This is a genomic window from Microbacterium sp. NPDC057659 (assembly GCF_042799915.1).
Classification (GTDB): domain Bacteria; phylum Actinomycetota; class Actinomycetes; order Actinomycetales; family Microbacteriaceae; genus Microbacterium.
In genome coordinates, this window is record NZ_JBHVHU010000001.1 from 1,507,400 (window position 1) to 1,520,946 (window position 13,547).

Annotated in this window: 12 protein-coding genes; 3 read left to right on the top strand and 9 right to left on the bottom strand. The window is 66.6% G+C overall.

Features of this window, described 5'->3' with window-relative positions; all coding sequences use genetic code 11:
* Positions 1–28: 28 nt before the first annotated feature.
* The 3 genes from ACFVAE_RS07125 to ACFVAE_RS07135 form a co-directional block, all read right to left on the bottom strand.
* Entirely contained in the window at positions 29–943 is a 915-nt protein-coding gene (locus ACFVAE_RS07125) for a nucleotidyltransferase family protein (protein WP_378889654.1), read from the bottom strand.
* Positions 919–2,139, bottom strand: coding sequence for an O-antigen polymerase (locus ACFVAE_RS07130; protein ID WP_378889657.1), 1,221 nt, complete (start codon positions 2,137–2,139; stop codon positions 919–921). The genes ACFVAE_RS07125 and ACFVAE_RS07130 overlap by 25 nt, the downstream gene beginning before the upstream one ends.
* Before the next feature lie 250 nt (positions 2,140–2,389).
* Entirely contained in the window at positions 2,390–3,292 is a 903-nt protein-coding gene (locus ACFVAE_RS07135; protein WP_378889661.1) for a glycosyltransferase family 2 protein, read from the bottom strand.
* 138 nt (positions 3,293–3,430) lie between these two features.
* Here ACFVAE_RS07135 and ACFVAE_RS07140 point away from each other — a divergent pair, with 138 nt between their 5' ends.
* Complete coding sequence (locus ACFVAE_RS07140) at positions 3,431–4,333, top strand: glycosyltransferase family 2 protein (protein WP_378889664.1); 903 nt, start codon at positions 3,431–3,433, stop codon at positions 4,331–4,333.
* Here ACFVAE_RS07140 and ACFVAE_RS07145 read toward each other — a convergent pair.
* The 6 genes from ACFVAE_RS07145 to ACFVAE_RS07170 are packed head-to-tail and all read right to left on the bottom strand — an operon-like array spanning position 4,220 to position 10,801.
* Positions 4,220–5,560: a lipopolysaccharide biosynthesis protein gene (locus ACFVAE_RS07145; protein WP_378889667.1), complete on the bottom strand. Its 1,341-nt coding sequence runs from the start codon at positions 5,558–5,560 to the stop codon at positions 4,220–4,222. The genes ACFVAE_RS07140 and ACFVAE_RS07145 overlap by 114 nt on opposite strands.
* A complete protein-coding gene (locus ACFVAE_RS07150) occupies positions 5,488–6,630 on the bottom strand; it encodes a glycosyltransferase family 4 protein (protein WP_378889669.1) in 1,143 nt (380 codons plus the stop codon). Before ACFVAE_RS07150 ends, ACFVAE_RS07145 begins: the two co-directional genes overlap by 73 nt.
* Positions 6,631–6,653: 23 nt before the next feature.
* A complete protein-coding gene (locus ACFVAE_RS07155) occupies positions 6,654–7,316 on the bottom strand; it encodes a NeuD/PglB/VioB family sugar acetyltransferase (RefSeq protein ID WP_378889671.1) in 663 nt (220 codons plus the stop codon).
* Complete coding sequence (locus ACFVAE_RS07160; RefSeq protein WP_378889675.1) at positions 7,309–7,929, bottom strand: sugar transferase; 621 nt, start codon at positions 7,927–7,929, stop codon at positions 7,309–7,311. The genes ACFVAE_RS07155 and ACFVAE_RS07160 overlap by 8 nt, the downstream gene beginning before the upstream one ends.
* A 3-nt stretch (positions 7,930–7,932) precedes the next feature.
* Positions 7,933–9,066 (bottom strand): DegT/DnrJ/EryC1/StrS family aminotransferase, encoded by a 1,134-nt coding sequence (locus tag ACFVAE_RS07165; protein WP_378889677.1) that lies wholly within the window; start codon positions 9,064–9,066, stop codon positions 7,933–7,935.
* On the bottom strand, positions 9,059–10,801 hold the full coding sequence (locus ACFVAE_RS07170) for a polysaccharide biosynthesis protein (RefSeq protein WP_378889680.1): 1,743 nt from the start codon (positions 10,799–10,801) through the stop codon (positions 9,059–9,061). Before ACFVAE_RS07170 ends, ACFVAE_RS07165 begins: the two co-directional genes overlap by 8 nt.
* A 400-nt stretch (positions 10,802–11,201) precedes the next feature.
* Between ACFVAE_RS07170 and ACFVAE_RS07175 the strand changes: the two genes are divergently transcribed.
* Complete coding sequence (locus ACFVAE_RS07175; protein ID WP_378889683.1) at positions 11,202–12,419, top strand: heparan-alpha-glucosaminide N-acetyltransferase domain-containing protein; 1,218 nt, start codon at positions 11,202–11,204, stop codon at positions 12,417–12,419.
* Between the two features lie 60 nt (positions 12,420–12,479).
* Positions 12,480–13,496, top strand: a complete 1,017-nt coding sequence (locus ACFVAE_RS07180) for an LCP family protein (RefSeq protein ID WP_378889686.1) — start codon at positions 12,480–12,482, stop codon at positions 13,494–13,496.
* Positions 13,497–13,547 lie beyond the last annotated feature (51 nt).

A 13,547-nucleotide genomic window follows, 5' to 3' on the forward strand; every position in this document is an offset into this window, starting at 1 on the left:
AGTTATCCACATCCGACGACGGCAATCCTCATCTGGTCTGTCCCTTTCCGTTCCCGCGCAGATGGCGCATCGTCGCGCGCCACCCGCGAGCCCATCGACGCACCCGGTATTCCCACGCCTCTCGATGGCTCGGGAGCGAGTCGACATCATTGCGAGGAACATCACGCCGCGGCACCCAGACGGCCCGCCACAGCCACGCCGGTTTTTCCCACCACCGCGCGGCGCCGATCTGACGCCACCAGGCGACGCTGGAGGCGTCATCTACGTTGCTCCGGAAGATGTCCCAGCCCAGACGTCGGGCCTCGTCGCCGTCGTCGTCCACGCCCGGAAGGCCCGCCTGAGCCAGAAGGTCCTTCAGCGCCCAGCCCGCGCCGCCCACACGGACGATACCGATGAACTCGTCGCGCTCGTTCTCCGTGAATGAATCTGTCAGAGCGGTCAGCACGAGGAGGCGTTCGGAACGATGCCGCTCTGCGCGCAGGTCTCGAACGGCGTGGAGAGCCATCACGACCGCGGTCCCGGGCCTCGACGGTGCGGAGACGCGAGTACTCGCGATGGTCAGGGTCGAGCGCGACCTCCAGAGCGCCTCGAAGACGACCTCGGCGTCTGCGAAGAAGCCCGGGAACATCCAGTGCACGTCGATGTCGCACGGCCAATCGGGGTGGATGTAGGTGGCGGAATGCTGCGGTAGCAGTGAAGGCGTATCCCGCCCCACTCGCGTTCGCCAGCCGAGTCCAGCGAGGTCGTCACAGAACTCGGCGAACCGCGCGGGTTCGACGAGGACGTCGGCGTCGGCCGACATGCGCGGAGCACGCAGCCCGTGATGCTCTGCGACCGGGCCCTTGATGCTCAGAGCACGGATGCCTCGTCGGCGAGCGATGTCAGCCGCCAGCGCATGCGCGAGAGGGGCCGCAGCACTCAGCTCGAGGACTTCAGCGTCCACGATCTCGTCCTCGAGTACTGCTCGGCAGGGGCTGCGCGCCCGGACTCGTGTGCCGGCCCGATCTCTTCCCGCGCGCGTCCGCCCGCCACAAGCCGGTACAGGATCAGCACGTAAACGAAGAGCACGGTGCCCCCGATGAGCAGACCTCCGCCGGCGAATGTCGTCCCTGCCAGCAGCGCCACGACCGCGCTCTTGAACCCAGGCCTGAAGGCGAGATCGCTGTCCCACCACTTCGCGTTATCGACACGAGTGAGGAGCATGCCCCACAGCAGAGACAGGAGGACGACACCGAGGAAGCCGAAATTGATGTACGCCTCCGTGAAGAAGCCTGGGGCCGCGGTGTAACCGTAGTGGCCGCCGTACACCCGCGCGAAGAAGTCGACTTCAAAGTTGTTGATGTCCGACCCCGGGAGGTTCGCTTGAATCGCCTGCCAATAGCTGGCTCCCTCGAGCTCGCCCGCGGCGAAGACATGACGCTGAAAGCTCAGGATCGGTGTCGCGCTCTGTTCGAAGACGATCCGCTCGTAGAGGTTCTCGAAGACGAACGACAAAGCGGATCCTGCGTTGTCGATCACCTCGGTCGTCCTCTTCTGCAGAAGAGTAATCACCATGCCCACCGCGATGAGCGCCACGCTGAACCCGAAAACGCGTCGCCCGCGGGGCCGGAGACCGAACCGGGCGAGGGCGTAGATCGCGGCAAGGGCTGTCACGACCAGATAGATCATCGGCCAGCGCTGGCCGGCGGCGAGTCCGGTGATGACTGACGCGACGATGAGGACGATGCGCAACGCCTTGCCGCGCTTCTGCAGAAGCTGCACCGTACTCACGCCGACGATGAAGAGTGTGCCGTAGTTCCTCGCGATGTCGAAGAGACCCTTGAACGGGATCGACTCGCCGGTGAGGTGCGGGGTCAGCGCCAGGCGATAGGTCTGCAGAGCCCCCAACCCGCCGTATCCGCTGTTGACGACATCCGTTACACCCATGAACAGCGGCACTTCGCCCAACAGCACGAAGTAGACCCACGAGGGGATGAGAATCGCGGCCGAAATCATGACCAGTCCCCGCGTCTCGCGCTTCGCGCGAGCCGCTGTCGCGGCGTCATCTTCGACTAGGACGAGCGGCTGAGGCGGCGCCCGACGCACAAGTGCGTCCATGAGCAGACATCCGCCGATGAACGCGAGCACGCCGAGACTCACGACCACCACGCCATCGGCGAGTCCGTCGACCTCGTTGAATCCGGACTCCGCCCAGACCGAGACGAAGGAGAACACGAAGAAGATCAGGCTCAGAACGACGAACCAGAATCCTGCGCTGGTGAGGTCGCGGCGCCGAATGCGGCTCAGCAAGAATCCGGCCGCCACGACGGTTGTGAACAGCGCGAGGATCAGGATCATGAGCCGTGCGCTCTACTGTTCGCGGTGGCCAGATGGCGCACCTCTGCTCCTGTCACGATGCACCGTCTCTGCTCGGCCACCCCGGCACCGTCGTCCGCCTGATCTCCTCGAGATCTCCGCGCAGCGTCTCTAGCTCTGGCCCGGTGAGCGGATCGATCCTCCGGTAGTACAGCCGGTCCGATCTCCCCAGCAGCGTCGCCGCCGCCACGACAGCCTGCTTCACCAGCGACTTCGCGTAGATGACCGCGACGGCCGGAGTGGAGCAGATCTCCCGCCCGTAACGCCAGATGACCTGGCGGGCGTACTTGCTGCCCCACGCGTACTTCCGATAGCTCAAAGGCTTCGGCACACGATAGAAGTAGACCGCGTCGTCCATGATCTCGATACGGCTGCCCTTGTGCGAGCGGATCCAGAAGGCACGGTCCTGTGCTCGGATCAGGCTGGTGTCGTAAGGATGGTCTCGGAACCATCCAGATGTGGCGACGGCGGTGGCATGAGAGATCGGAGTCCCCTCGACCCACCCCCGAGAGGAGTTCGGGACTCGCGCAGGTTTCTGCGCACCCTCCACGGTGACGCTGTCGCTGATGACGACCATCTGGGCGGCAAGCACATCCGGCGCGCCCGCCTCCTCCATCCGCGCGATCTGTTTCTGGAGCCGGTCCGGAGTCCACATGTCGTCGGCTGCCAGGATCGCGATGTACTTGCCTGCGGCCATGTCCGCCAGCCGGTTGAGGCTGGACGCGATCCCCTGGGATGTCTCATTGACGATGATCGACACACGAGGATCGTCGATCCTCTCGAGCATCCGCACTCGTTCCGGCGAGCTGCCGTCGCAGAAGAAGACGAGCTCCCAGTCCGGGAGACTCTGCGCGTAGACCGAGCGGACGGCGAGCTGGATCTCCTCGATGTCCTCATTGACGAGAGGAATGCCGATCGTGACGAGCGGACCAGGCATCATTCCTCCCCTCCAGAAGCATCATGATCCGGCGGGCGCCCGCCGAACACAATCCTAAGGGGAGACCTCCAGATCCGAGATCCACCGGTAGCATCGAGGCGGAGGGACGCGTATGCGGCGCGGGAACGGAGTACGTGCGTGGTTGCCGTGACAGTCCTGATGGCGGAGTACAACACGAACCCGGAGCATCTGCGCACCTCGATCGGGTCCATGCTCCGGCAGACCTTCGTCGACTTCGAGTTCCTCGTCGTCGATGACGGATCTACGACGGACGTGCTGCGAATCGCCAGCGAGTTCGACGACTCCCGCCTGTCGGTCATCTCATACGGTTCGGATCGCGAGAACCGCGGCTTCGCCGCTGCCCTCAACCACGGCCTGAGCGCGGCGAACGGTGAGCTCATCGCACGGATCGATCCGGATGACTGGGTGAGCCCGGAATATCTCGCCACGCTGTACGCCTTCATGACCGCCCACCCCGAGTACTCCGTGGCGTCCGCCTGCGCAGTCGAGTTCTCCAGTTCGATGCCCCCGATCCAGATTGGACGGGACGGCGAGAAGACGAGCCGAGACGTCATGCGCGGCTCCGCGCCCATCCACGCGGCGAGCATGATGCGCCGTTCGGATATCGAGGCCGTCGGTGGATATCCGGACCGGCACAGAGCGGAAGATCTCGCGCTGTGGTGCGAGCTCCTCCTCGCCGGGCGGCGTCTCTATGTGATCCCCTCGGTCCTCTATCACTACCGTGTCGAGCCGCAGGACCTGAGGAAGCGACGCCTCGGGAACCGGGGCGGAGAGCTCGCGGTCCGCATGCACTACTACCGTCGTCTCGGAGCGGGGCCCGTGGAGTACCTCCGCATCTTTCGCTCCGTGCTCAGCGGCGTTCTCCCGCAACGCGTTGTCCGTGGCACGCGCTATGTCCTCTGGCGCTCACGCGCGAGGCTGCGAGAGACGCAGCTCCTCCGGGGCGTGTCCCGTAAGGACGAGTCCGTACACCCAGGTGATGAGGTACGTGAACGCCAGGGCGGAGTAGATCAGCCATAGCGCGGGGAACAGGCTCAGCTGGAGCAGCATCGTGGCAGCGAAAGCGCCGCCGACGAGCATCACGCGGATCAGATCCAGGACCGTGTTCGCCAATGACCGCTGATACAGCAGGATGAACTTGCTCAGAGGGCTGCCCACGAGCCGAATCCCCGCGGCCATCGCCATGATCTGCACCGCCGTGCCGGCGTCCTGCCATTGCGCGCCGAGGAGGATCGGGATGATCCACCCCCCGAGGATTCCGAAGCCGAGCGCCGCGATAGCGGCGAGGCCGCCGAGCATCGCGCTCACCCGCCAGTAGATCGAACGGAGCCCCTGCGCCCCTTCACGAAGTCGCTTCGCCACTTCTGCCTCGAGCACCTGACCGGCTGCGGCGCCGACCAGGACGAGTGGTAATCCGACGATCCGTTCGGCCATGCCCACCTGACCACCCGCGTCGACGCCGAACCACGCGACGACGAAGATCACTGGCGCCTGCGTCCCTAGAGCGTTCAAGAGTGCGGAGGGAGTGAACACCGCAGGAAAGCGCCAATACTCCCGCCACACGTTCCGACGCGCGTCCGCGCCGACAGCGCCGAAATACTGGCGAGTCTCACGCCAGAGCGGAATGATCCCGATCGCCCGCCCGACCGCATGTCCCAGCAACAGTCCACCCGCGTTGCGCAGCACCAGCCCTAAACCGAGCTGGCTCACGGCGGTACCGCTCGACTGCAAGAGCGTCCGCGTCGCGACGGACTGATAGTGGTGATCACGGAGCGCGAGCTGGCTCATGAGCGAGAAGAGCGCGGTGAGCAGCACCAGGCCTCCCACCCAGACGCCGAGGTAGGGGAAGTCCACCTCGTCGTCGATGCCCCCGAGCGCCCTGATCACTTCGATCACGACCACAGTTCCGCAGGAGAACAGGAGGATGCTCGTCATGCAGGCGCGCACGATTGCTCGCACCCCGGTCGTATCGTGCGGCAGCATGGCCGCCGTCTCCAGCCGCAGTCCCGCGATGGGCGCGAGCACTGCGGTCACGGCCAGCACGAAGCTGAACACGCCGAAATCCGCTGGCGCGTAGAGCCTCGAGAGCAGCGGAAGCGCGAGCAGGGAGATCACTTGCGCCGCCACGGTCCCGGACATGAGGAACGCGAATCCCTTGCCCGCTCTGCCCAACCTCATCTCGAGGCCGTCCGTCGGCGGAGGGCCCGTTCCAGCTGAGAGCGGAGGTGCTCCTCGGAGAGGCGCCATACGTGCTCCGGATCGAACGTCTTCACTGCTCGACGGCGCGCTGCGACTCCGAGCGCGCGCAGTGCCACCGGATCACCGGCGAGTTCCGTGATCACGGAGCCGAGAGCATCGACATCCCCCGTCGGAACCACGTATCCAGTGACACCGTCGATGACCGAGTCCACGCATCCCGTGGCATCCGAGACAATCGCCGGCACCTCCATCGAGGCTGCCTCCAGGACCACGTTCGGGAATCCCTCCCGCCGGCTCATCAATACGAGAACGTCGAAGACTCCGAGGTACGGCCGAACGTCCATGACCTCGCCGGTGAGATGAACTGCGACGCCAGGTGGGAACTCGACGGCCGCTCCTTCTGCGCCGCCGACGAGGAGGACACGTACGTCCTCACCTTGCTCGGCCAGCCGCGACGCCGCGGCCATGAGAGTGTCGATGCCTTTGTCAGGATGCAACCGCCCGACGAACCCGAGAGTGATGCCTTCGTGCTCCGCCAGGAAGGCAGCCGTCGCCTCGTCGATCTCCGGGACCTCGGCCAGCGGGGAGAAGTGCTTGCTGTCGACCCCATGGGACGAGCCCTCGCCCAGGACGATGACGTGGTCGGCCCCGGTGATCCCGAATTCAGCGGCACGCGCGGCGAGACTGGCGCTGTTCGCGACGACGACCGTCGAACACGTGGCGATGACTCGTTCGATCCCTCTGTACAGCGCTCGCGCTGCGCCCCGCGCCGTCTCGAAACGGATTCCCCACAGCTCGTACACCCGCAACGGAACGCCGAGCACCCGTGCGGCGATCGAGGCCAGCAGGCTCGCCTTCGGCGTCGCGTAGACAACTGCATCCGGGCGTGCGCGCGCGATGAGGCTCGCCATTCTTATCAGGCTGACGAGATCCCTGAGCGGAGCGGGATCGCGCGACATCGGCAGGGACATCGCCCTCACCCCGCGCTCGAACAGCGGCTCACGCAGGGCACTGAGATCGTCCGCGACCAGCATCACCTCGTAGCCGGACCGGGAGAGAAACTCCACATATCCCCTCATGAACAGGCGCGCGGTGACCTCTGCGGTCACGACGACCATGATTCGAGGTCGCCTCTCGGTGCTCAATACCCGGCCTCCATGCCGCGTGCAGGAACGCCGATGACTGTCGTCCGGGCCTCGACGTCCTTCGTCACGCACGCCGCCGCTCCCACGACCGCGCCCGCGCCGACCTCGAGTCCCTGCAGAACCGTCGCCCCGGCCCCGATCAGCGTCTCCCTCCGCACGCGCACCTCGCCCGAGATGACCGCTCCGGGATTCACCGACACGAAGTCGTCCAACAAGGTGTCGTGCCCGATGATCGCACCGGGATTCACGTGCACGTGCTCGCCGACCCGCAGGTTCGTCGACAGCTGCACTCCCCCGCAGACCACGGTCCCGGGTCCGAGTTCTGTCTGCGTGCCCACAACCGCGGCAGGATGCACGAGCGTGACCGCCCGATGCCCCCACGGTTCGATGGTCGCGGCGATACGTGCCCGGATGGCAGGCGATCCGATACCGATCACGTACCGGCATCCGGCGCCCTGCTCGCGCAGGGCCTCGAGGCCACCGAGCAGCGGAATACCCCGCGCCTCAAGCCGCTCCGCCTGAATCTCCGCCGGCCCGTCGTCGACGACGCCGACGATGTTCCACACCGGCGCATCCGCGGCGGCGTTGATCGCCTCGATCACGTCGAGCGTCTCGCGCCCGAAACCGCCGGCACCGACGACGACGATGTCCTCAGGCATCCGACCCTCCGAACTTGCTCATCGTCGCTTCGCCCGGCGCGGAGATGCCTTCGCGCACGAACACGGAACGGATCGTCGCGAAGATGATCCGTGCGTCCAACCCTAGGCTCCGGCCGTCGACGTACTCCACGTCGCGCGCGAACTTGTCCTCCCAGCTCAGTGCGTTGCGGCCGCTCACCTGCGCCAGTCCTGTCACCCCGGGGCGCACCTCATGCCTGCGAGCCTGCTCACGCGAGTACAGCGGCAGATACTCCACCAGCAGCGGCCGCGGACCGACGAGGCTCATGTCGCCCTTCAGCACGTTCCACAGCGACGGCAGTTCGTCGAGGCTGGTCGAGCGCAGCAGCCGACCGAATCGGGTCAGCCGCTGCTCGTCCGTCACCAGCCCGCGAGCCTCGTCGACGTCGCGCATCGAGCGGAACTTGCGCAGCACGAACACGCGCCCGCCCTGACCGGGTCGCTCCTGCGCGAAGACCACCGGTCGGCCCAGATTCACCGCGACGAGAACCGCGACGACCACCATCACCGGCAGCAGTACGACAGCAGCGATCAGCGACAGGAAGACGTCGATGAACCTCTTGAGCAGGTCATAAGGCCGACGGTTGCGCGCCACGCCTCAGTGCTCCTTCAAGAAGTCGCCGATCGCGGCGACCACCCGCTCGCGCTGCTCGGTCGTCAGCGCCGAACCGCTCGGCAGCGTCAGCCCGCGCTCGAACAGCGACTCCGATGCCCCGTTGATCTCTCCGCGCAGATGGGCGAACACCGGCTGCACGTGCATGGGCTTCCACAGCGGGCGACTCTCGATGTTCTCTGCGGCGAGCGCGGCCGACAACTCCAACGGTTCCCAACCGGTCACCGACGAGTCCACCAGGATCGAGGTCAGCCACACGTTGTCGTCGTCGTCACCCTCGGCGCCGAACACCTCGACGCCGTCGACCTCCGCGAACAGCTGCTTGTACAGCTCACGCATCTCCCGCCGACGGGCGACCATCTCGTCGAGCCTTGCCAGCTGGGCACGCCCCAGAGCGGCGAGCAGATTGCTCATGCGGTAGTTGTAGCCGACATCCGTGTGCTCGTAGTGCACCACAGGCTGCCTGGCCTGCGTCGCTAGGTAACGCACGCGCTGCGCCAACTCGCCGTCATCCGTCAGCAGCATCCCGCCACCCGACGTCGTCATCACCTTGTTGCCGTTGAACGACACGATCGACGCGCGGCCGAAGCTGCCCGCGGCGCGGCCGGCGTGCGACGCGCCCAGCGACTCCGCAGCATCCGCCAGCACCGGCACGCCGAACTCGTCAGCGATCTCGAGGATGCTCGTATAGTCGACGGTCTTGCCCAGCAGGTCGACCGGCACGATCGCGCCGACGTGCTCACCGGCATCCTGCAGCCTCTGCAGCGCCTGCCGCAGCAGCGCCGGATCCATGTTGCCCGTCACCGGGTCGGCATCCACGAAGTACGGCTCAGCGCCCGTGTAGGTGATCGCGTTCGTCGTCGCGGCGAACGTCATCGTCGACGTGACCACCACATCGCCCGGGCCGACGCCCAACGTCAGCAGGCCGAGGTGCAGAGCGGCGGTGCCAGAACTCAGCGCCACGCCGTGAGCCACGCCGACACGGTCGGCCAACTCGCGCTCGAACGCGTCGACATCCGGCCCGAGCGGCGCGATCCAGCCGGAGCGCATCGCAGCGACGACCGCCGCCTCTTCCTTCTCGGTCACATCGGGCGACGACATGTAGATGCGGTCAGCCATGTGCCGACTTCAGGTCGAGCCGCCCCAGCACCTGGGTGTCGTTGTTGCGGGGTTCCTCCGCCATGCGCGCCTTCCAGCCGTGCTTGTCCAGTCGCTCCGGACTGATCGTATCGGCGTGGGTGTGCGAGATGCTCGGGTGGAAGGGGCGCTCCAGCGACTCGCGGTCGCCCACCAGCTCCTCGTGCAGCTTCTCGCCGTGGCGCAGGCCGGTGAACACGATCTCGATCTTCTTGCCCGACATCGAGATCATGCGCTTCGCGACCTCGAGGATCGACACCGGCTCGCCCATGTCGAGGATCAGCACCTCGCCGGCGCGGCCGATGCCGCCCGCCTGGACGACCAGCTGACACGCCTCGGGAATGGTCATGAAGTAGCGTGTGGCCTCGGGATGCGTCACGGTGATGGGCCCGCCCGACGCGATCAGCGTCTGGAACGTCGGCAGCATCGATCCGCGGCTTCCGATCACGTTGCCGAACCGCACCGACACGTAGTTCATGCCGGTCTGCTCCCCCGCCCAGGCCGTGAGCTTCTCTGCCACGCGCTTGGAGTGACCCAGCACGCTCGTCGGGTTCGCGGCCTTGTCGGTCGAGATGTTCACGAAGTGCGTCACGCCCACGTTCATGGCGGCACGGATCACATTCAGCGATCCGATCACGTTCGTCTTCCACGCCTCGTCGGGGTACTGCTCCAGCATCGGCAGATGCTTCAGCGCCGCGGCGTGGAACACCACCTCGGGCCGCCGCTCCTCGAAGATGCCGTTCAGAGTGTCGACATCGCGGATGTTCGCCAGCACCACGTCCTTGGTGTCGAGCAGTCCATGCCCGGCGGTGCCCAGCTGCGCCTGCTGAAGTCCGGTCTCGTCACGGTCGAGCATGATCAGCTCGGCAGGCTCGTACTTCGACAGCTGCCGGCACAGCTCCGACCCGATCGATCCGCCTGCGCCGGTCACCAGCACGCGCTTGCCCGCCACGTACCCGGCGATCAGCTCGACGTTCGTGTCGACCGGATGCCGGCCGATGAGGTCCTCGATCTTGATGTCGCGCACGTCCACGCCGCCGGGCCCGGCGAGCATCATGTCGGTCAGGCTCGGCGTGACCGAGACGCTGACGCCCGCGGCATCCGCACGGTCGCTCCACTCGCGCAGCTGGATGCTGTCGGCGCTGGCCATCGCGATGATCACGCGTGTCGCACCGGTCTGCTGCGCCAGAGCGGCGAGCTGGCTCGTGCGCCCCAGCACGGGAACGCCACGCAGCACCAGGTTCTTCTTGGCCGGGTCGTCGTCCAGCAGGCCCACCGGACGGATCGGAGACGTCGGGTCGGTGATGATCGAATGCAGCAGCCGATCACCCAGATAGCCGGCGCCTGCTATCAGCGTGGGCTCCGCATCGTCGGCGGGCTTGCGCGAGCGCTCGACCGTCGCACGGGCGACGTAACGGATGCCGAACATGACCACGAGCACGAAAGGGCCGGCGAGCAGCACCGTGCCGCGCGGCACACCGACGCTGTTGCCGAACGGAATCACGAAGCACGACAGCAGCACGGCGATACCGGCGACTGTCCACCCCAGCACCTTGACCTCGCTGAAGGAGCCGTAGGGGTAGCGCCCGCGATAGAGGCCGACCGAGTAGCCGATCAGCAGCTGCAGGATCGCCGCGACCACACCGAGCGCGATCGTCGCGAGCCATCCGCGAAGCGGCATCGTGAACTCCAGCCGCAATGCGACTGCGAACACCATTCCGACAATCCAGACAAGAGCATCCGCCGCCGCCACCAACGTGCGGCGTCGCCGCTGCTGCACAGATACCTTCACTGCATTCGTCTCGAGTTCCCCCGGGACACGATCATTCCACGCCATGCTCTCCCCGTTCAAGGCACCCTCCACGCGGCCCGACCTCCCAATCCGGCTGTGCGCTTCCGCAAGTTTCCCATACGCGGTATGCCACTTGTGGTCATGTTGCCCACAAAGAAATCGCGCCTGTGCAGAAATCACCCTGCGGGTGACCAGAGGTGTGATGCAAGTGCTGGGACTTTCGGGTCCTTCGTCTCGCTTCGAGGATCCTGAACGAGGAGCGGAGCGATGAGACGAAGGGCGCTCAGGAACCGGGAACAGGGCGGAGCGAGGGCAGAATGGCGGGATGAGCGACATCGCCGCCTCTCAGGACCGCCGCCGAATCGTCGGCATCGACCTCGCGCGGTTCGCCGCGATCGTCGGGATGATGGCGGCACACCTGCTGTCAGGCCTGGCTGCCGATCCGAACGCGATGCTCATCAGCCGGCTGCTCAACCTCGCCGAGGGCGTGATCGTCGCGAGCACGGCCGCCACCACGTTCGCCGTGCTCGGAGGGGTCAGTCTGGTGCTGCTCTCGCGCAGCATGGCCGGCGCCCCCTCCTGGCGGATCTACCTCAGCATCTGCATCCGCGCCGTGGTCATCGCCCTGCTCGGCTGGGCGCTGATGCAGCTGGACGGCCCGATCTCGGTCGTGCTGCCGTACTACGGCATCGCGATGATCATCGCCGCGGCGGCGCTCTGGCTGCCCTCGTGGGCCATCGGTGCGATCGCCGCCGTGCTCTGGGTGTTCGGCGCCGCCGTCAACGCACAGGTGCGCGCGAACCTCGCGACGCTCCCGGTGGACACCACACCCGGCATCATCGAGCAGATCGCTCGCAGCGCCCGCGACCTGCTGCTCACCGGCCACTACCCCGCCATCACCTGGGCGGCCTACATGCTCACCGGCATCCTGATCGCGCGGCTGCTGCTGCGCGCCCGGCGCGACGACACCCTGCGGCGCGTGAGCCTGCGAATGTGGACCGTCGGCTTGGTCATCTACCTGCTCCTCACCGTGATCGGACGCGTGGTGCGGTACCGCCCCGGCTGGTTCGGCCTCCCGACCGGGCTCGGCGATCAGGCGCTGGCCGGCGGTCGTGGAGCGCCGCGCGGAACCGAGTTCTGGATGCTGCTGATGCCGGGCGCCCACACCGGCAGCCCTGCCGACATGCTGCGCACCGTCGCCGGCGCGTGCTTCCTGATCGGAGTGCTCATCATGCTCTTCGATACCGGCCACCGCCGCCACGGCTTCGCGGTCGAAGCGGTCCGGTGCGCAGGCGCCGCGCCGCTCACGATCTACTCCGCACATGTGATCGCCACCGCAGCGGTCTCGCGCTGGCGCACCCAGCAGTTCTCGGCGGGAGATCCGTTGTCGCCCGACCTGCCGCTGTGGAACTTCCTCATCCAGCTCCTGTGCGTCCTGGCGATCGGCGCGGTGCTGGCTGCGCTGCGGCGTCGGGGACCGCTCGAGGCCGCGTTGGGCGTCGTGAGCGGATCGAGCCGGATCAAGGTTGCGATGACGAGATGAAATGCGACCGGCGGGTCGGCTTAGAGGCATCCTTACAGCGGGATCCGCGAGAATGAGCGAGTGACCGATATCTTTGCGTCCGAAGAGGCGCCTGAGCGCACCCACCGCCGTCGTTGGCCATGGGTCATCGTGTTCACGGTGCTGGGGATCGTCATCGCGGCCGCCATCGGCGGCGCCGTCTATCTGGGCCACCTGTCGTCACTGTACGACCAGGCCGAGAAGCTGCCTGACGCGCAGGTGTTCCCCGACCCGACGACGCGTCCCACGGCGCCCGCTGAGAATCCGGATGCCACGAACATCCTCCTGCTCGGCTCCGACACCCGCGGATCCATGGGCAAGGACGTCAAGGATCTCCGCGGCCAGCGGTCCGACACGATCATGCTCGTGCACATCCCGGCCGACCGCTCCGGCGTGCAGGTCACCTCGATCATGCGCGACAACTGGGTGCCCATCCCGGGCCATGGAGAGGCCAAGATCAACGCGGCGCTGGCCTGGGGCGGCGTACCACTGCTGGTGCAGACGGTAGAGGGGATCTTCGACGTGCCGATCGATCACGTCGCCATCGTCGACTTCGAAGGCTTCAAGGGCCTCTCCGAAGCGGTCGGCGGCGTGACTCTGAACAACCAGATCGCTTTCAGCTCCCGCGGAGAGCACTTCGCCCAGGGGCAGATCACCGTCGAGGGAGAAGCTGCGCTCGACTACGTCCGCGCCCGCTACCCGTTCACCGACGGGGACTACCAGCGCGTGCGCAACCAGCAGGCGTTCGTGAAGGGCCTCGTCGCCAAGATGATCAGCAAGGACACACTGACCAACCCGGCGCGAATTGCCGACTCGGTCGGGGCGATCTCGAAGTTCCTGGCCGTCGACTCGGGGCTGACCTCGCAGGTCGCCGCGCAGCTCGGCCTCGAGCTGAGGGACGTCCGCGCTGACGACATCATGTTCCTCACCTCGCCGACCAAGGGCACCGGCACAGTCGGCGACCAGTCGATCGTCGTGCCCGACTGGGACGGCCTGCGGGCACTCTCGGACGCGCTGAAGAAGGACACGGTGCCGGCGTACGCGGCGACGCAGAAGTGACCGTTCCCGGGCGTTGAGCGAGCGCCAGCGAGACGAAACGTCGTGAGGCTG

Bases quoted from the DNA above. Each gene is read 5' to 3' on its own strand.
- ACFVAE_RS07135 (WP_378889661.1), bottom strand. From the start codon at position 3,292: ATGCCTGGTCCGCTCGTCACGATCGGCATTCCTCTCGTCAATGAGGAC.
- ACFVAE_RS07175 (WP_378889683.1), top strand. From the start codon at position 11,202: ATGAGCGACATCGCCGCCTCTCAGGACCGCCGCCGAATCGTCGGCATC.
- ACFVAE_RS07155 (WP_378889671.1), bottom strand. From the start codon at position 7,316: ATGCCTGAGGACATCGTCGTCGTCGGTGCCGGCGGTTTCGGGCGCGAG.
- ACFVAE_RS07145 (WP_378889667.1), bottom strand. From the start codon at position 5,560: ATGGCGCCTCTCCGAGGAGCACCTCCGCTCTCAGCTGGAACGGGCCCT.
- ACFVAE_RS07165 (WP_378889677.1), bottom strand. From the start codon at position 9,066: ATGGCTGACCGCATCTACATGTCGTCGCCCGATGTGACCGAGAAGGAA.
- ACFVAE_RS07150 (WP_378889669.1), bottom strand. From the start codon at position 6,630: ATGGTCGTCGTGACCGCAGAGGTCACCGCGCGCCTGTTCATGAGGGGA.
- ACFVAE_RS07170 (WP_378889680.1), bottom strand. From the start codon at position 10,801: ATGGTGTTCGCAGTCGCATTGCGGCTGGAGTTCACGATGCCGCTTCGC.